At 63.4% G+C, this 17,857-nt stretch carries 11 protein-coding genes and 2 pseudogenes; 3 read left to right on the forward strand and 10 right to left on the reverse strand.

Annotation, left to right across the window (positions count from 1 at the left end; genetic code table 11):
• Window positions 1-152 precede the first annotated feature (152 nt).
• The 10 genes and pseudogenes from GPA_RS08760 to GPA_RS08800 all read right to left on the reverse strand — a co-directional run bounded on the left by GPA_RS08760 (window position 153) and on the right by GPA_RS08800 (window position 15,561).
• Window positions 153-2,759, reverse strand: a complete 2,607-nt coding sequence (locus GPA_RS08760) for a VirB4-like conjugal transfer ATPase, CD1110 family (RefSeq protein WP_226844605.1) — start codon at window positions 2,757-2,759, stop codon at window positions 153-155.
• On the reverse strand, window positions 2,707-3,147 hold the full coding sequence (locus GPA_RS08765) for a PrgI family protein (RefSeq protein WP_015539641.1): 441 nt from the start codon (window positions 3,145-3,147) through the stop codon (window positions 2,707-2,709). The genes GPA_RS08760 and GPA_RS08765 overlap by 53 nt, the downstream gene beginning before the upstream one ends.
• A 7-nt stretch (window positions 3,148-3,154) precedes the next feature.
• On the reverse strand, window positions 3,155-3,502 hold the full coding sequence (locus GPA_RS08770) for a hypothetical protein (RefSeq protein WP_015539642.1): 348 nt from the start codon (window positions 3,500-3,502) through the stop codon (window positions 3,155-3,157).
• 108 nt (window positions 3,503-3,610) lie between these two features.
• Complete coding sequence (locus GPA_RS08775; RefSeq protein WP_015539643.1) at window positions 3,611-5,500, reverse strand: VirD4-like conjugal transfer protein, CD1115 family; 1,890 nt, start codon at window positions 5,498-5,500, stop codon at window positions 3,611-3,613.
• Window positions 5,500-7,401 carry a hypothetical protein gene (locus GPA_RS08780; RefSeq protein ID WP_015539644.1) on the reverse strand — a complete coding sequence of 634 codons (1,902 nt, stop codon included), beginning with the start codon at window positions 7,399-7,401 and terminating at the stop codon, window positions 5,500-5,502. Before GPA_RS08780 ends, GPA_RS08775 begins: the two co-directional genes overlap by 1 nt.
• A 3-nt stretch (window positions 7,402-7,404) precedes the next feature.
• Complete coding sequence (locus GPA_RS08785) at window positions 7,405-7,683, reverse strand: helix-turn-helix domain-containing protein (RefSeq protein WP_009307248.1); 279 nt, start codon at window positions 7,681-7,683, stop codon at window positions 7,405-7,407.
• Complete coding sequence (locus GPA_RS08790; protein WP_226844608.1) at window positions 7,680-11,717, reverse strand: SpaA isopeptide-forming pilin-related protein; 4,038 nt, start codon at window positions 11,715-11,717, stop codon at window positions 7,680-7,682. The genes GPA_RS08785 and GPA_RS08790 overlap by 4 nt, the downstream gene beginning before the upstream one ends.
• A gap of 384 nt (window positions 11,718-12,101) precedes the next feature.
• Window positions 12,102-13,007: pseudogene (locus GPA_RS20510) on the reverse strand (SpaA isopeptide-forming pilin-related protein); the annotation flags it as partial.
• A gap of 93 nt (window positions 13,008-13,100) precedes the next feature.
• Entirely contained in the window at window positions 13,101-14,264 is a 1,164-nt protein-coding gene (locus GPA_RS08795) for a hypothetical protein (RefSeq protein ID WP_015539646.1), read from the reverse strand.
• Between the two features lie 148 nt (window positions 14,265-14,412).
• Complete coding sequence (locus tag GPA_RS08800) at window positions 14,413-15,561, reverse strand: hypothetical protein (protein ID WP_015539647.1); 1,149 nt, start codon at window positions 15,559-15,561, stop codon at window positions 14,413-14,415.
• A gap of 495 nt (window positions 15,562-16,056) precedes the next feature.
• On the opposite strand from GPA_RS08800, the gene GPA_RS08805 reads away from it, so the two are divergent.
• From GPA_RS08805 to GPA_RS19105, 3 genes and pseudogenes are all read left to right on the forward strand, one after another.
• Entirely contained in the window at window positions 16,057-16,890 is an 834-nt protein-coding gene (locus GPA_RS08805; protein WP_015539648.1) for a ParA family protein, read from the forward strand.
• Complete coding sequence (locus GPA_RS08810) at window positions 16,890-17,315, forward strand: hypothetical protein (protein WP_015539649.1); 426 nt, start codon at window positions 16,890-16,892, stop codon at window positions 17,313-17,315. Before GPA_RS08805 ends, GPA_RS08810 begins: the two co-directional genes overlap by 1 nt.
• Before the next feature lie 31 nt (window positions 17,316-17,346).
• Window positions 17,347-17,857 (forward strand): annotated as a pseudogene (locus GPA_RS19105) (hypothetical protein); the annotation flags it as partial.

Here is a 17,857-nt window from a genome sequence, read left to right on the forward strand (position 1 = left end):
CTGATGCCCGATGTCTCGAGCGCCGCCGCATCGGCGCTGCGCGCGTTGCTCTGCGGCGCGTCGCCCGCAAACGTCGCGGAGTCCTCCGGCCTGGCGTCGCCCTGCCAGGCGGCGATGACGTCCTCGCTATGTCCGATGTTGACGTACATGGCCTACATCGCTCGCCCTTTGGTTTCCTTGGGTTTGGAAGTGAACACCTTGTACGTCTCGGTGCCCTTGGGCCAAGAGTCTTTGAACGGCATGACCGACCCCATGACCGACAAGACGCCGTGGCCCTCGGGCGGGTTGACCGTGTAGCGCATCTGCCGCTCGGACATGTGAAGCCGCTCGGCGAGCTCCCTCGCGTCGTCGTGGGCCATGTTGTACATGGTGACGACGCCGGAGTTGTCCAGGGCGCGGGACGCCTTGGCGTTCTCGAGCACTGCCAAGACGTTCTGGGTGGCGCCCGTCTGGTACAGGTCGTACTTGCGGCCTTCCATCCACGCCTTCAAGAAATATTGCGCGGCGATCGGCCAGTCCATGAAGGTCTGGAACTCGTCGAACAGCACCCACGTTTCATAGCCCTTCACCTTGTTCATTACGGCTTGCCTCCAGAACATGTCCGTGAAGGCGAACAATGCGGGGGCCTTGATGATGTCGCCGGCGTTGCGGAACCCGACGCCGAACAGCCTGCAATCATCGTCGTCGAAGGGAGATCCGTCGCGCTGGCTGAACTGACCGCCGACTGCCGTAGTGGTCGTGAAGAGGCTGAGCGCCTGGGCGGCGTCGCGCGCGACGGGGACTTTCATGTCGCCCAGCTCATCGGCGAGCTGCGCGAGCACGGGGACGTCCTCGGCCCGGTGCGTGTCGAGGTAGCGGCCGTAGACCTTCGGTATGCAATCCTGGATGCAAGAATAGAGCAGCGTCGCCTCCTTCGCAGCCCGTGTGTCCTTGCCGTCCATGACCGCGCCCTTGTAGAGCATGCACTCCACCTGGCCCATGAGGTACTCCGCCTTGTCCGCGATGGCCTGCTCTACGTCCTCCACCTGGTCGATGTTGATGGACATGACATTGAAGTAGTCCTTCGAGCCGGCGCCGACCTCGAACCATTTACCGCCGAGGAGCTGAACGAACGGCTTGTATGCGAGCCCGGGGGACGCGATGTAGACCTTCGCACGGGGGCGTCGAAGCAGGATCTGCAGGTTCTCCCGGCACAGGCCGAACGACTTGCCCGAGCCCGTGATCCCGAACACCATCTGGTGCGGCGCGCCGAGCGCCGTCCGGTCGAGCATGATGAAGTCCTCCGACTCCGCGTCGACCCCCCAGTAGATACCGCCCGGATCCTGGTAGCGGCGCGACGTGAACGGGATGAGCGCGCCGACGTTGGCGGTCGTCATCGTGGACGGGGCGTTGATGAAGTTCTTGCCTATGGGAAGGGTCGCGTTCATGGCGTCCTTCTGCCGCTCGCGCCCCGACAGCGGCGTCGCGCTCACGCCCCACCTCCCGCAGGCCCGCTGCAGCTTGGGTATCTGCTCGAGCTTGAGGTCGTCGGGCGTCTCGGCGCGCACATGCGCGCTCATGGTCGTGTAGAAGAGCTTGTGGCCTCCGAACTGCACCTCTTTCTTGAGCTCCTCCGCGTCCTGGGCGCGGTCGACGTGCTTGGAGGTCATGTAGACGCCCGCCGGCATGTTCTCGCGACGCGCCTCCTTGGCACGGTCGTGCGTGTCGCCCTCGACGGCGGCGATGTAGGCGTCGGTCGCCTTGCGCGAGCTCTCGGCCGACGTGGGCTGCATGTGGATGGTGAACATCATGTCCATGGGCGTCGAGGTGATGACGCTCACCATCCTGTCGTCTATCATGCCGGGCGACTTGCGCAGCAGCAGCGTCGAGGCGTAGAAATCGTTGCAGCGGTAGATCCCGCTGTCCTTGACGACCGAGGTGGTGCCGTTCGGGCGCGGCTTGAGGATGCGCGGCTCGAACGCGAGGGACATCGGGGCCACGGCGTCCTTGGTGGTGAGCCCCGTGGCCTTGCCGGTCTTGGTGTCGACGAGCGTTGCCCAGTCGAACACGAGGACGTCGGAGGGCCAGAACACGCCGGCCACTATCTCGAGCCATTCCGCGCCGCTCAGCACCGTCAGGCCGGATCCCATCGACTCGAAGTCGGGGCGTATGTCCTTGACCAGGCCGTCGAGGATGCTCTGGGCCTCGGCCTCGTTGTCGGCCTTGGTGCAGATCGTGAGCAGCAGGCGCGTCTCTATGTCCGTCTTGCCCTTCGACGCGCGGTCGGTGAGCACCTCGTTGACCTCGTCGCGCAGGCGGTCGAGCCCGTCCGGCTGGTGGGATATGAGCACCTCGTCGAGGATCGACCGGCGGCCGACGACGCGCACGATGACCGACCACTGCAGGTGCGTCGTCGGCTCGAACAGGTTGTAGACCCGCAGGAGCCGGACGTACAGCGCCTCCTTCTCGCTCTCGCCGAGGTTGCGGTAGTCCATGTTGTCCACGTCGCATGTTATCGAGTAGAGCCCTTTCTCGACCTTCACGACGCCGCTCTCGAAGCACTTCTCGTAGCGGATCGCATCCTGGGTGATCTTCGACAGGGGCTTGCCCTTCGCCTTGCGCCGCTCGTACTCGCGGCGCTCTCGCTCCCGGTTGCGCGCCTCGGCGAGCGCCATCTCGGCCTGCTTCACCGTCAGGCCCGCGACGTCCGGCATGGCAGCATCCGCCCTATCGTGCGCTTCGCGCTTTGCCGCGGACGTACTCTCGCTCTTTCTTCTCATGCTTGGCAGACTCCTTCCTCTCCCTGGGCGACTTCGCCGGCGGATCTTCCATCACCTCGTACTCGTCCTCGTCGTCGCAGCCGTACACGTATACGTCCTCCCCGCTCAACGCGGATGCGAGCCGCTCCCTCATGTACTCCTCCGGCGACTCGTAGCCGGGCGGGGCCTTGGTGTTGGCCACGTAAAAGAAGGGGAACGCCACCGCGATGGCGGGCATCACGCGGAAGAGCTCGGGCACGCTCAAAGGGGCGAACCAGAGCGCGCCGCCGACAACTGCGGCGAGGACGATGCCGATGCCGCCGTACTTGAGCTCGCGAGACGTGAAAGGCCCGAATGCCTTCCGCTCGTAGTCGAGCGGGTCGAGGTGGTAGGGGACGGTGAAGGACATTGCGGCCTCAGCTCATGGAGAGCATGAGGACGGCGCCGCCGCCTATGGCCGCCATGATGCCGCCGCCAACCATCCCGGCCAAGCCCGCCTTGGCCTTCGGCCCCTCCTCGTCCTTGTAGTTGAAGTAGTTGTAACCCCCTACCACCAAGATCGCGAAGCCCATGACCGTCATGCCGGGCCCCACGTATTGGGTGATCATGTAGTTGAAGCTTGGCCCGTTGACGTCCACGGCGTAAGCGGGCCTCGCGCTCGCGAGGCACACGGCGCCGGCCCCGAAGAGCGACAGCGCCGCCGCCTTCGCCTTCCCAAGCGCAGATGCCCTGTTCTTGGCCGTTTTCGATGTTTGGTCTTTCATGTCCCGTTCCTTTCGAATATCATTTCCTTGGTCAAAGCCGCCTCGTTGCGGCCGTGATCGCTTCTCGGCCCCGGACCGTGGGAGACGGACCGGGGCCTTTCCATGTCGTCAAGCGGCAAGGGATGCCCGCACCCTCGCGTTGTGCTCCCTCATCTCCTGCAAAGGGAAGGGCCCTGTGACGGCCTCGCCCCTTCGGTCGGGCGCGAAGGGCGAGTCCTTGTACTCGTCCGTGTCCTGCGTGCGGTACTTGCCCACCATGAGGGGCGCGGCGCCCGAGAAGTGGACGATGCACTGCTCCCGCGGTATCTTGTCGACCTCGGCCTCGTCGAGCAGCGGGCGGCCGAGCGACTGGTACGACGACTGAGCGGAATCGTTGCTGCCCATGATCCGGGCGCTCACCGTCTCGCTCACCGTGTGCTCGTAGACCGTCTGGGTACCCAGGGACTCCGAGATGTACGCGCGGCTCTCCTTCGAGCGGCCGCCGCCCATGTAGACGATCGTGTCGCAGGCGTCGAGGATCGCGCCCAAGATGTTCTCGCCCCATTTCTCCTTCGCGAGATCCATGCTCTGGAGGCCCATCACTATCGGCATGTTCCTGGAGCGGGCGGTCATGAGGATCCTCTCCTTGTAGGGTATGTTGCCCATGTTCAACATCTCGTCGATGAACGACACGACCGGGACCGGGAACCTCTCCCCCGGCAGGTTGTCGGCGATGTTGTAGAGGGTGCGGAACGTCTGCTGGTAGAACATGGCCAAGACGAAGTCGAGCTGGCCGCCAGCATCGTCGGCCACGACAAACAAGTTGGTGCCCTCGAAGGGTATGCGGTCGATCTCCATCTCGTCGCGCCACATGAGCTCGCGGATGACGGGGAGGTTGAAGGGCATGAGCCTGACCGCGCACGACACCAGGATGGAGTTCATCGTCCGGCCCTTGCCGGCCAGCTTCAGGCCTTTGTAGGTGCGGCAGGCGTAGCTGTCCGGCTTCAGATGCTCGATCAGCGCGAAGAAACGGTCGATGGTCGTGGGCGTGTTCGGATCCTCGTCGTCGCTCGAAGCCTCGGCGGTGAGCAGGATGTCCGCCATCGTCGGTATGTTCACCTCGACGTCGAGCCCCGGAGCTATCTCCTTCAGCTCGCGCAAGCCTCCGATGATGGACACGAACACCGATTTCTCGGATTTCTCCCAGAAGTCCCCGTCGACGCCCTCATCGGGCTTGCGTCCTGTGGTGTTGCCCATGATGGTGTCGACGGCGATGAGCACCTCCAAATCGTTGCGCGTGTACTTGAGCGGGTTGTAGCCGTGGCTGTTGGACGGATCCTTGGTGTTGAGAACCTTCACCACGCGGTCGTGCCTCATGAGGTACGGCAGCATCCGCTTCACGGTCGTGCCCTTCGTGTCGCTCGTGATGCTCGACGGGTCGGTGGGCCGCCAGAACCGCAGGAGCGCGGGGACGAACAGATAGAACGTCTTGCCCGTGCCTGGCGGGCCGAAGCACATCACGTTGCGGTTGATCTCCACGAAGCCCTTCCGGCGCGTCCCTATCGCATCGGGGTCGAGGCAGAGCTCGACGCCCTGGGCGAGCGGTATGTTGTTCAGCGGGTTATCCGTGTCGGCGTGCCTGTCCTTCTCGTCCTCCTCGCCCCAGCGCGCGGTGCCGTGCTCCATGCCCGCCATGGTCGGCTTGTCGGCCTTCTTGCCGCCGAGCAGGTACACGAGAACGACGGCCGCCGGCCCCGCGAGCCCGACGGCCACGGCGGCCGGGTCGAGGCTCAGCGCCCAAGGGCTCCGCGCGAAGTCGAGCAGGGCTACCGGGATGCTCGTGAGCGCCGCCGCGGGCCCGCGCGACGAGGCGACGGGGATGACGTAGCCCGCCACATGGTTGACCGCAACGAACGCGACCAAGGAGATGCCGGCCATGAGGGCGATGAACCCCTGGCTCGCCTCCCGCTTGCGCGCCGTCGTTGCGACGGGCACCCCGTTTTTCCCGTTCTTGGCCATCAGCGCGCCGCGCCCTTAGATTGCACGGCCGCCTTCGCCCCGCGTTCCACGCCTTGCTGGCGCTTGGCCTCGAGCTGCGCCTTGATCATCTTCACGTCTTTGGAGCATGCCTGCAGGACGTCGCCGATCTTCGCGCCGTCCAGCTTTTCGGCGGAGCCGAACCGCTCGATGCTCGGCAGATCGAGCCCGTCAGGGTTCGTCATCTCCTCCAAGGAGCTTCCGATGTGCGCCTCGCCCGCATCGTCGGCCACTTCCGCCGACTTGGTGGCGGCGACCACCGTCTCTACCGTTTCCGACGGGCCGACGTCGCGCGGCTCGACGACGTAGTCCGCCTGCTCCACGGTTCGCTCCTGGCGTGCTGGGGCGTCGAGCTCGGGAGCGGCTTCGCCGCGCTCCTGTGCGGGCGCTTCGGGACGCGATCCCACGGCGACCTCGTAGCCCCTCTCGGCGAGCTCCCCCGCCGCCAGGGACTCCGCGTACTCCATGGCCTCTGCGAGGTCATCGAATCCGCGCTCGCCGAAATTGGGCCCGTCGGCGTTCCCCCATACCTCCCATCCCTCGAGGGACGGGTCGGATTCCACGACGGCCTTGGCGTACACCGACACGCCGACGACGGCTTCGGCGTCCCATGCGTTCGCGTACGCCTCCAGGCTGTACCTGCCATCGCCGACGTCGATCCACTCCGCCCTGATCGCCTGCAGGGCGTCGTCCCTCACCATCCCCGTCTCGGCGACTTCGCAGAACTCGTCCCAATCCTCGAAGCGCGCAGTGGTGAAGTCCTTGAGGTTCTCCTTCGACGATTTGATATAGCGGTCTGCGATGGCCTTGACGCCGGCGGCGTGCTCGGACGCGAAGGTGAGCGAAGCGGTTTCCGCCGCCTCGTCGAAGGACAGGGAGAAGGGGATGCCGTCCTCCTCCATTGGGCCTCCCATGATGTTCGCGGCCCGGTCCCACTCGACCGTGGTCATGGTCAGCGTGTAGTCGCCCGCCTTGCGCCCGTCGAGGTCGCGCGCGGCAGCTCCCTGGCGCGGGATCTCGACGTTCGAGCCGAGCTCGGCGGCCCTCTGCTCCACGAGCAGCTCGCCCGCCTGCACGGCCTCGCGCTCGGTGCCGTAGACGCCGTCGCCGAAGCGCTCCCCCGCCGCCTCGCCGTAAACGTGCCATCCCCCGTTCTCCGGGTACACGTGGGCGGCGGCCAGCACCTCGTCCTGGCCGGCGTTCCTCGCCTCGAGCGTCGAGCGGGCTCCCTCCCGTTTCCATACGCCCTCGGCGGGAGACGGGAGGTAGCCCGCGACGGCGCGCGCGACGTCCTGGGCGCTCTGGGGATGCCCGTACGCCTGGTCGAGCTCGCACAGGGCGCGCTCCACCATGCTCGCGTCCTTCGCGTTGAACTTGACGACGTAGCCGAGGTTCTCCGGGCGGCGGGCCACCTCGAAGTAGACCCCCATGGCTGCGAGGTCGGCGCGCATCTTGTTCACGGCGGCCACCTCCACGGTGGACGCCACCTCGAAGCACTCGTTGAGCGAGCAGCCGCGCCAGTCCCGCAGCGTCTCGTAGTAGACGTTGTCAACGGATTCCGGGTGCATGGCGTCGTACTTCGCGGCGTAGCCCTTGGTGAGCGCCTTGAGCGTCTCGAAGTGCTTGGCGTCGCACGAGTAGACGAGGCCGCCGTCGGCCTGCGCCACGTACTCGGCCCCTATGCCCGCCGCGGCGAGGTCGGCGGCGAAGCTCGCCGCGTCCTCCGGGGCTATGCGGCCGCTGATCTTCGAGGGGTCGCGCCGGCCGTCGTCCCTCCCCTTCTCGCGGCGCTCGAGGGCCCACTTGATGAGCTGGTACATCAGCTCGGCCATCTCGTTCGCACCGTTGAAGATGAACCGTACGACCTCTTCCTCCGATGCCATTCGCTACCTCCTAGCCTTGGGGGATTCGGCGACGAACTCGCATCCTGCCTCGGTCACCGTGTACCCGTTCTCCAACTGCGCGCCGTTCTCCGCATAGCGGCCGTTCACCTCGACCAGGCCGAGCTCTTTGAGGTAGCCGAGGACGACGGACACCGTTGTCGGGTTCATCTGCAGGTCCCTCACGAGCTTCTTCCGGCCGACGACGATCCTCCGCACGTCGTCGGAGTTGTCCAGCATGTAGCGGAGCATGTCCTCTGCATGCTCGGCCAGGGCCCTCCTCATGCCCCCTCCCCTTCTTCGCGCCTCGTGGCCCAGATGCCCAGCAGGACGGCGGCCACCGCGGCGAGGAGCATGGCCACGCCCTCCAGGGCCGGGACGCGGTCGCCCGTCGCGGTGAGCGCGCCACCGTTGCCTGCCGTGCCCGTCGAGAACCCGTGATAGGAGGATGCGAAGCCGAAGGTGTCGATGACCCGCGTGATCACGTTGTCATGCGCGTCGTCGTACAGCCCCTGCCCGTCTCTCCAGTTGCGGGTGATATGGCTCGTCACGCTGTTGGGGATGACCACCTCGCCGTTGCTGTTGTCCAGGGGCTCCGTTGCGTACACCAGGTAGCTCATGTCCTGCAGCGTGCGGAACCCTACCTCGACCGACCCGTATTCGAGCATGATTCCCGTGACGTATTCGCCGGCGGCGAGGCCGAGCCCGTCGACGTCGAGGCGCGTGCGGGCGCCGGCGGCGACGCCCTCCCTCCAAAGGCGCCACCCGACCGTGCCGATGCGGTCGGTTCCGTCGGCCATCTGGTTCGGGGGGTTGCCGGCGGTCGCGCTGGCGGTCGAGTACACGGCCGACGTATCGGTCATGTTCGTCCGGTACCATACGTTGACCAACCCGTCGGTGTCGCCATAGGCTGCAGGCGTCACCAGCGTGTCGAGCCTGATTCCCAGGTTGACGAACTCGCAAGGATCGACGACCGCGTACTGGTCTGCCCTCACGTTGGTGGAACCCGCGTCGAACGCGACGTCGTAGCGGTAGCGCTCCTTGCCCACGTTGTCGACGCGAACGGGTGCGCGCTCATCCGACTGGAACGCCGCGCTCGTGCGGTCGATGGTCGCCTTGCTCACGTTGCATTCGAGCGATATGGCCATGTTGCCGTACGTCTGCGTCTGCCGGACGTCGCTGTCCTTGTCGGCCTTGAAAAGGTAGCGTCCCCAGGTGGATCCCGCCGACTCCCACCACTCGGCGTAATCGGGGTTCGGCACCGCCTCGACCATCATGTACCAGCCGAACTCCAGGCCCTCGAAGATGACGGCGCCCATGTCGTCGGTCGTCCCCTCGGCGACCATCTCCCACAGGCTCCCGTCCACCTCGCCGTCGGGATCATCCGCGAACACGCCATGGAAGCCCTGACGGCCGCCGAACGTCGGGTCGGGCTCCCCCTCCCCGATCCAGCGGTACAGCCCGAATCCGGTCTTGCCAACCGGCTCGCCTGTGTCCTGGTCGACTTTGTGGGCCTCGATGATGCGCTTGTGGTAGTTCGTGTTCAAGAACACGTAGGCCGGCTCGCCTGCGATCAGGCCCTCCTCGTCGACGGAGAATTCGTAAACCTCCGGGTCGAGGATGTAGTCATCGCCTGTCTTGGTTTCCTGGCAGTAGTAGGCGAGCCCGTCGCCGTGGGGGATGCGCTCGAGGACGAAGCTGCCGTCCTCGCCGGTCGTGGCCGTGGCATCGTACGCTATCTCGCCCGCCGCGTCCTCGGCCCACACGTGCCACTCCGAGCCTGCATAGTCGACAAGCTCGCCGTCGATCAGCTCGGCCTTCTTGAGCAATATGAACGTGGTGGGCGCGTCGGCCGTCTCGAGCACGGTACGCGTCACCTTTACCTCTTGGCCAGCGTATGAGAGCTCGACCATGTGCGTCTCGTGGTCGATGGCCCAGCCGTCGGGCGTGGCCGTCTCACGCACGTTGTAATCGCCCAGGTACAGCTCATCCGTCTCGGCCTTGCCGTCATCGCCCGTGGTGACGGTGGCCACCACGTCGCCGGAGCTCGCATGCACCGTGCCGTCGGGGGTCACGATGTCCGCGGCTGCCGTCACCTCGTAGACCGCGCCTGGCACGGCGCGCCCGTCGGCCTCGTCGGTTTTGACGATTTCGATGACGCCCTTCTGGGGCGCGTCCTCCACGACGGCCCCGGCCCGCGTCACCGCGACCTCCTGGCCGGCGTATGAGAGCGTTACATCGACGGGCTCGCCGTTGAGCACGTACCCGTCGGGCGCGAGCGTTTCTTCGACCTCGTAGCGGCCCAGGTACAGCTCCGGCGTCTCGGCCTTGCCGTCATCCCCGGTCACGACCTCGGCCACCACGTCGCCCTCATGGGCGCGCACGGTGCCGTCGGGCGTCACCACGTCGGCGGCGGCGGTCACGCGGAATTCGATGCCGGGCACCGCGACGGGCAGCCCCGACTCGGCGTCGACTTTGTGGGCCTCGATGATGCCCTTCTGGGGCACGTCGCCGAACTCGGACTCGGCGTAGGCGGCTTCGACCTCCTGGCCGGCGTATGAGAGCGTTACATCGACGGGCTCGCCGTTGAGCACGTAGCCCTCCGGCGCGAGCGTCTCGACGATGCGGTAGCTGCCCAAGTACAGATCTTCGGCCGTTGCGGTGCCGTCGGCGGCCGTGACAATGTGCGCGGCGATCTCGCCGGCGGGCACGTGCACCACGCCGTCGCCGGTCTTGATGTCAGACGCGGCGACGAGGTCGAACTCGATGCCGGCAGCGGGTACGGGCTCGCCCGTCTCGGCGTCCACCTTCATCGCCTTTACAGAGCCCTTCTGGGGCATGTTGGCGTACTCGACCACAAGCGGATCATCCCAGTCCGTCGTGGTTGACACCGTGAAGGGCACGTCGGCATGGCCGAGCAGGTAGCCCTCGGGGGCGGACACCTCGCGAAGGTAGTAGGATCCGGCGTTGAGCTTCTGAGGCAGGTACACGCGGCCCGTATCGCCGACCGTGAGAGTGTCGTAGCTGATCGCCTCGGGATACGTCTCGTGCCACACAATGGGGGTCTTAGACGCATCGAGCACCTGCAGCTGCGTTCCCGCAACCAGCACGGGCAAGCCCGACTCGGCGTCCACCTTGACGAGCTCGACGCCCGCAGTGACGTACGTGTTGTTGGCGAAGAAGTGGTACACCTTCTTGTCCTCGCGGGCAGAGAACGTGAACGGCTCTATGGGATCGTAATTCGGCTTCGGCCCCGTCTCGATCACCAGGTAGTCATCGTAGGGCAACGCGCCGTGCTGATCGTCCGGTCGCGGGTTGTAGGACGTGTCCGCTATGCCGTTCTCATCGGTTACGATAGTGGCATAGGGCGCGGCTCCGTCGCGCACCGTGTAGGTTCCGTCGCCGTTATCCACGAAGTCCTTGGAGGCGTAGATGCTGAACTCGACCCCCGGCAAGGGTATCGCGTCGGCCTTGTCGCCCTCGGTGACGTCATCGCCTATCTTCGTGCCTACCTTGATGATGAAGCACTCCGCGGCCTTCACCTGGTCGTCGATGGCCTGCTCGGTGGTCGCCTCCACAACCTTGCCGTCCTCGCGGATCTCGAAGCGCCATACTTCGTCGGAGAGCAGGTAGCCCTCCGGCGGGACGGTTTCGCGCAGCTCGTAGGTGCCGTAGGGCAGAAGGTCGCTCGCGGTCTGCGCCACGCCGTCGGCGCCGGAGGTGATGGTGGCCACGTCCTTGCCTGGCTCGTATACGATCCCGTCCACCAGCACAGGATTAGCGGAAACGCTCTTGATGGCGAAAACGGCCCCTTCGACGCTGGCGGATCCCTGCGGTACGGACGTTTGGCTCTGATGGTCGAGCTTCGCCGTCTTGACGCCGCCGCGGATCACCTGGTTGTCTATCGACTGCTCGGTGGTAGCCTCGACGACCACGCCGTCCTCGCGGATCTCGAAGCGCCATACTTCGTCGGAGAGCAGGTAGCCCTCCGGCGGGACGGTTTCGCGCAGCTCGTAGGTGCCGTAGGGCAGAAGGTCGCTCGCGGTCTGCGCCACGCCGTCGGCGCCGGAGGTGATGGTGGCCACGTCCTTGCCCGGCTCGTATGTGACGCCTCCGACCACGACGGGGTTCTCTGATGCATTTTTGATGGCGAAGGTCGCGCCTTGCATTGTTCCATCGCCCTGCGCGGTCGCGCTTTGGTAGTAGCCATCGAGCTTCGTCGTCTTTACGCCGCCGCGGATAGAATCGTCCAGGAATTGATGCTCATTCCAGACCTCAGCCGGATTCCCCTCAATACCCGACATTGTAATGCGCTGCACGAATACGTCGTTCGGACGCGCCGCAGAGGACAGCACGTATCCCTCCGGCGCTTTAGTTTCCTGGACGGTCACAGTGCCTAAAGGAAACGTCGGTGTGCCAGCAGCGCCAATATAAAACGGGTCGCCGGATACCACATACGATGAGTCAAAATAGCAGAAACCGTCAGAATCCGTACGCATAACCCACGTGCGCATAGGGCTTATCCCTTGTGCAGCTGGATCGGAAGAATAGTAACCCGCATAGTATTTTACGGTGAATTCCGCTCCTCCGAGCGTTCCACCCCCTTGAGCGGTGCCTCCGGTCAACGGGTCTGCCTTATGAAGCAACGCACCTACCGGATCGTCGTACGGCACATCAGACGCTCTAATAACAGCATTGCCTGATACATCGAAGTAATGTCGGCTAGTATCTTTAAAGAAACCCGTTGGTGGTTGCGACTCAACGCAATAGTAGTTGCCATAAGGCAGGCCGGAGGCCGATGCGTAACCAGATGCATTAGTCGTCAATGTCAGTACATAACCGTCATCGTTTGAGCGGTAAACATCGTATTTTGCACCAGAGAGACTGTAAACCGGGTTGCCGTTCGTCATATCAGGCTTAGTTGAGCTCTTGTAGAGCTCAACAGATCCTTTCGGCGTCCAGTAGAAGTTCCCTACCCGCTGGCACGGATAAGGCGCTAAAGATCCTGGATTCTTATTTGCCCCGGTTGTGTCAAGCGTCACATTGTAAGCACGAGCTCCAGAATCCCAAACCCCTGTGAAATTATAAGTGCCATCGGCTGGCGCCGCTTGTCCATAGTCCATGCAGTGGCCAATCAAATACTGGCCGTCGGGCATGGTTATACCGAACCGGTTGTAATGGTCGTTCGTCGGCCCAGGGTTGAGACACACCATGCTTGCGGTGCCACTTATGGTCGATAGGTCACGCGCGATCGACCCCATGACCGGTGGAGCCTGACTGGCCAACAAAAGCGGATCTACAGGCTGCTCGGCTTCCTCTTCAACGTCAGAGGCCTCATTTTTTATAGATTCCGAATCTTCATCCGGCTCTTTCGACACGGGGTTTTCTTCCTTTGGGTTATCAGGCTGCGTTTCCTGATCAGGGGTAACTTCCTGCTCTAGCCCATCCCCCTTATCTGCCATCTCCGTACTTGTGTTAGATTCCGAGATTACCGGCTGTGCCTCGCTATTTGCATGCCCGAAGGCTTCAACATCTTCAGAGACGGGAGCAGGATCGGCTAAGGCCAATCCCTGTGGTATCGCCAGCGTCACCGCTAGCATGATAGCCATCGCTGCGGACGGCAGGCGACGCAGTATGCCTCCTCCTTCTTACAGCAAGTTGTCTATCATTGCCCTCTCCCATCTCGTTCGCCTTCGATTCTTCTATTTCCACTCCCCACAGGAGCAGTAGTAGCGGCCAGTGTTCACAGTCTCCGTCCCTACAGGAGACGGATAGGCGTTGCCAACGCCTTCCCCTGCTAGGGCATGGTTTTTCAGATGACCCGCTTCGTTTCCTTGAATATCAGCGCCGCAAATCCCACAGAAATTGTGGTAAATAGTCTTCTCTGTCGTTTCGGGAATCCAGTTATGGACATGCGCCGGAGGATCCGGCTCGGGAGCAGGAGCCGGCGCAGGGTCGGGCCCAGGAGCGGGAGCAGGAGCGGGAGCAGGTTCCGAGGAACCTCCCCCGGACGTCGATCCACCTCCGGTCCCCCCGCTTTGCACAGCATTACCCGATGTGGCAGGGGCGCTCTGCACGGCCGCCTGGGCGGCGTCTGACTTGCCTGCCGCTTCGAGGGCTGTTGCCGACGCCTCGACCTCTTCGGCACTCATGTCGGCCAGCGCTTTCGGCGCGAGAGTGATGTTGACGATTATCTTCTTTTCATCGGCTGAAACCGTCTCGAACATGACCATAGCGTCTTCGCGCTCGTTATCCCACTCAAGGCCAAGCGACCTTACGGTGTTGCTCGCGCTCGCAGCAGCATCAGAGGGGGCTTTAAGCTCGAAAGGCTCCCCTGCGGTGTAGGTTGATCCGTCTTCAAGCACGGGGGCTTTGGACACGGACACCTTGTAAGTGGCGTCCTTCACGAACTCATCGGCCTCTACAAGGACGATATTCTCGCCGCACTCGACCTCGCGCTCGATAGGTTCCATCTCTCCGTGCGGGGCCGCAGCTTCGACGCGCACTGTCGCCTTAGTCGCGGTATCAGTCCACCCTTCGGCTTCGATTTTGACCGCGAGGGAATACTTCTGGTCATTCTTAGGCGCAACCGTCTCTTGCTCCGGCTGGGATTTTTCGGGCTGGGGTGCCTCCGAGGGCGTTGCAGCGCCCACGATGCCCGCAATGCACAGCGCGATCACGGCAACGCCGAGGACGGCCGCTGCGACGATGCGGCGCTTGCGCTTGGGCGAACCCCCGCCGTCCACCGTTTCCCCTTGCGCAGGCTCGGACTCGATATCCTTCTCGCCCTCAATCGGCTCGGTCAGCCCTTCGATCTTCTCTTCCGTTTGATATTCCAGCTTCTCGGTCTTTTCGTTTTCGCTCATGTCCCAACATCCTTTCGCCCGGTCTTATGCCCAGTCTGTTTGCCTAGCGCAGGGTTCGTATCCCTCCGATCGGCGGCCCCGATGCCGGGGGGCGCATGGACAGACCGGGCGGAGAGCCATGCGCACCCCGGCATCGGGGCCTAGTTCGTCATTCTTCTTGCAGCTTCGCCTCCCCACCCCCGTCGTCGAACTGCATGACCTTCACGGGAGCCGACTCCCGCAGAACCATCCCGTCGCGGGTTATCGCGATGGAGGGGAACCTCATCATCCGCTGCGTCGGGCGCAGCTCCTTCGGCCCGCGTTCCAGCCTGTCGGGCACGCGGACGCTCCACGCGCCGTCGCCTGTTTTCACAGCCTTGACCCGCGCGAGCACCACCACGCTGCCGTCGTCAAACGTCTTGGTGATGCGGGCGCGCCGCCTCCAGACCACCGCTACGGCGATGAGCACGGCACCTGTCGCCCCCGCTCCGACGACGTAGGGGATCACATCGAACGGCTGCTCCGGCTCCGGCTCAGGTGCGGGTGCAGGCTCGGGAACCTCGTGGTAGTAGGTAACGTCCAGCGCCATGCGCCTGTCCTTCTCCGTCGCGATCCCCTTGTAATGGCCTATGACGGTGTAGGCGATCGTCTCGAGGTAGTCCTCGGTGCCGCGGTAGTTGGCATGGGCCGTGTACGATACGGGGAGCCCTAGGTCGTCGGTGGCCGTGACCTCGAACTCGACGTCAGAGAGGGCCAGGGTCTTGGTCGTCGTCGTATCGGGGCCATCGCCGCTTGTCACGGTGAAGTCCGCGTACGCGGGTATCGTCGCATCGACGTCGTTGGTGGGCAGCCCGGGATAGTCCACCGGCCGGTCAACCTGACGGGTGCGGAGCTGGTAGACGGGGATCTGCTCGACGCTGTCAAGCGGCAGATCCCCTTCGTAGAGTGGATCGATCGTCGACGCGTCCATCGTGGCCGGCATGCTGGCGATGGCGTAGCTAACATCGAGCACGCCCGCTTCCACGGTCGTGTCATGCTCGAGTTCGGCGGTTTGCCGCTCGTACGATTCATCAACGTAGGGTTCGCCTTGCTTTTCGAGTTTGTAGGCATTGCCGCCGAACTCTATAGACGATGGCACGAGCCCTTCCGGCATGCCGGACGCTTCCATGTAAGTGAACGTTTTGACGATCCTGTCCCCGTCGCCCGCGGCAAGGGCCGCGGCCGGCGGCGACGCCAGCGATGCCGCGAGCAGGATCGAGGCCAGCGCGGCAGCCGTTTTCAGCAGTTGGTTGGAGACGGGTTTTTCCTGGGTCGCCATCGTTCACCCTTTCTATGCGCTTTTCACTAAACCATGATACCCCCCCCCCAGGGCTGTTTTTCAAGGCCTAACCTGCGAAATATTATTTGCAGCATCATTTACATGTTTAGCATTTCGGTATAGAAGTCTCATATTTAATTATGAGATTTAAGTATTCGTATATTCTAGTATTCAAGTATTTGTATTTTCTCATTTTCAATTTTTCAAGTACTCGTGTTCTACATTATTCAAGTATTCGTGATCTTCACTAACGTTGCCAGTGGGATGTTTCCTCAATTACACGAGTATTCAAGAACTCTATACCTCGCTTTAACAAGTTTTCTATTACTTGAATTTTCTAGTTCTTACAATTTCATATTTTATTGTTTTTTAGTTCTTGTGTTTTCAAGTTTTCATATTTTCATGTTCTTGACTACTCTTTTTCTTGATGTATACTTTACTCGTGTTCTCTAGTATTCAAGTTTTTGAGTTCTCTATCAATCAAGGAGGCAGGGAATGGCAAAGGCCAAGGCGCCGACGTCCCAGAAGAACCCCGCATGGGTCGTCACGGTGGGAGCCATGAAGGGCGGGGCTGGAAAGACCATGGTCGTCGACAACATCGCCGGCTGCCTCGCAGAGCGCTATAAGGTGCTTGTCGTGGACGCCGATCCCCAGGCTAACGCCTCCAAGGGGTTGGGGATCGACATTGCCGACCCGGACATGACCACCCTTGCCGACGTCCTCACGAACCAGGGCACGCCGCCGGAGGACGCGGTGATCCGCGCCCCGTTGCGCGACCTGCCGAACCTGGACGTGATGCCGTCCTCGATCCTGCTGTTCAAAACGGAATTCGAACTCGCGGCAAAAGGCGAGCGGATCAGGCTGCTCGGCTACTACCTGCAGGACAACAGCGAGTTCTTCGGCCGGTACGACTACATCATCATCGACACCAACCCTGGGCTCGGCCTCGTTAACCAAAACGCCTTCTTCGCCGCGGACTCGATAGTGCTCGTGACCGACGTGTCGGACAACGGGCTCACCGGCGTCGAGATGTTCCAATACTTGTGGGGCGAGGAATTGTGCACCGAGCTCCGCATCCCCGACGTCACCAAGGGACTTGTGGTCTGCAACTACGACAAGCGCATCAAGCTGGCACCCGAGATGCTCGACTACATCCGCTCGCGCGAAGACATGGGCGGTCTGCTCGTTGATACCGTCATCCCGTACCGCGTAGCCTACAAGGACACCGAAGTCGAGTCGAAGCCAATCAACCTGGAACATCCCAAATCCAACGAACATACGATACTGGAAGCGGTCGTGAAGGATCTTAGAAAGAAAGGAGCCATCTGATGGCAACCTCGAACCGATTCGCCGCAGCAAGGGAAGCCGCTGCGAAGGAGGCATCCCAGCCGGCACCGCCAGAACCCGAGGTCGTCACGCCGAGCCGGGCGGAAGCCCCCTCTCCCTCGAAGCCGCGCAAGGGTGGGGAAGAGGGGCAGAAGCCGTCAACGGGCAAGCGCCGGGCACCGGCCGCGCGCGCAACGCCGAAGAAGGCCGACGCCGGCGAGGTAAGCCAAGCCTCCTCGAGGGAGAGCGGCGAGCAATCGTATACGACGTACGGCTTCATGATCACCGAGGATCAGAACAAGGCCCTCAACCGGCTCAAGGGCATAGACGGGCTGAACCGCTCGCTGGTCATACGCGAGGCGCTCGATGCGTGGATAGCCGCCCATAAGGACGAGTACCCCGAGTCCCTCGGCCAGTACGGGAAGTGACGTCGTGAAGACATCCAGATACCGCGGCCACGTGCTCGCCACGATCACCGACCGCGACCTCTACTACGGCGGCATCGGCGAGAGCTACCAAGTAGGCCAGGTGCTCATATTCGCCGCCGGCACCAAGCCGAAACCGGGTAGCGAGATGGCATGCGCCGACAACATGGCCGCCGCCACGGAGTACCTCGACGGCGGGGGATCCCCCGCCGCGATACCGGAACCCGCTCGGCTGCAGGAGGATCCTGCACCTGCGCCGCAAGCGCCCTCCGACGGCCGCCTGGAGGCTATCGTCGCCGAAGCGAGGATGGCTGCAGAGGCGCTCGAGAGGGACGCTGCGGCGCAAAGACGGCATACCGACGCCCTTGAGGCGGAGCTCGCCGCGGCGGCCGCCGCGAGGGACGAGGCGGAAGCCGGCCGGCGGGAGGCGGACCGGCAGATCGAGCAGGCGGAGAAGCGAGCCGCAGAATCCGAGGCCGCCCTCAGAGCCGCTACGGAGGCGCTGGAGCGGGCGGGGGAGGATCGCGCCCGCCTCGAAGGCATCG

Source organism: Gordonibacter pamelaeae 7-10-1-b (assembly GCF_000210055.1).
Lineage (GTDB): Bacteria > Actinomycetota > Coriobacteriia > Coriobacteriales > Eggerthellaceae > Gordonibacter > Gordonibacter pamelaeae.

What these genes read in the sequence shown, in the direction of transcription:
- GPA_RS08760 (WP_226844605.1), bottom strand. Translation starts at nt 2,759, where the DNA reads ATGAGAAGAAAGAGCGAGAGTACGTCCGCGGCAAAGCGCGAAGCGCAC.
- GPA_RS08765 (WP_015539641.1), bottom strand. Translation starts at nt 3,147, where the DNA reads ATGTCCTTCACCGTCCCCTACCACCTCGACCCGCTCGACTACGAGCGG.
- GPA_RS08770 (WP_015539642.1), bottom strand. Translation starts at nt 3,502, where the DNA reads ATGAAAGACCAAACATCGAAAACGGCCAAGAACAGGGCATCTGCGCTT.
- GPA_RS08775 (WP_015539643.1), bottom strand. Translation starts at nt 5,500, where the DNA reads ATGGCCAAGAACGGGAAAAACGGGGTGCCCGTCGCAACGACGGCGCGC.
- GPA_RS08780 (WP_015539644.1), bottom strand. Translation starts at nt 7,401, where the DNA reads ATGGCATCGGAGGAAGAGGTCGTACGGTTCATCTTCAACGGTGCGAAC.
- GPA_RS08785 (WP_009307248.1), bottom strand. Translation starts at nt 7,683, where the DNA reads ATGAGGAGGGCCCTGGCCGAGCATGCAGAGGACATGCTCCGCTACATG.
- GPA_RS08795 (WP_015539646.1), bottom strand. Translation starts at nt 14,264, where the DNA reads ATGAGCGAAAACGAAAAGACCGAGAAGCTGGAATATCAAACGGAAGAG.
- GPA_RS08800 (WP_015539647.1), bottom strand. Translation starts at nt 15,561, where the DNA reads ATGGCGACCCAGGAAAAACCCGTCTCCAACCAACTGCTGAAAACGGCT.
- GPA_RS08805 (WP_015539648.1), top strand. Translation starts at nt 16,057, where the DNA reads ATGGCAAAGGCCAAGGCGCCGACGTCCCAGAAGAACCCCGCATGGGTC.
- GPA_RS08810 (WP_015539649.1), top strand. Translation starts at nt 16,890, where the DNA reads ATGGCAACCTCGAACCGATTCGCCGCAGCAAGGGAAGCCGCTGCGAAG.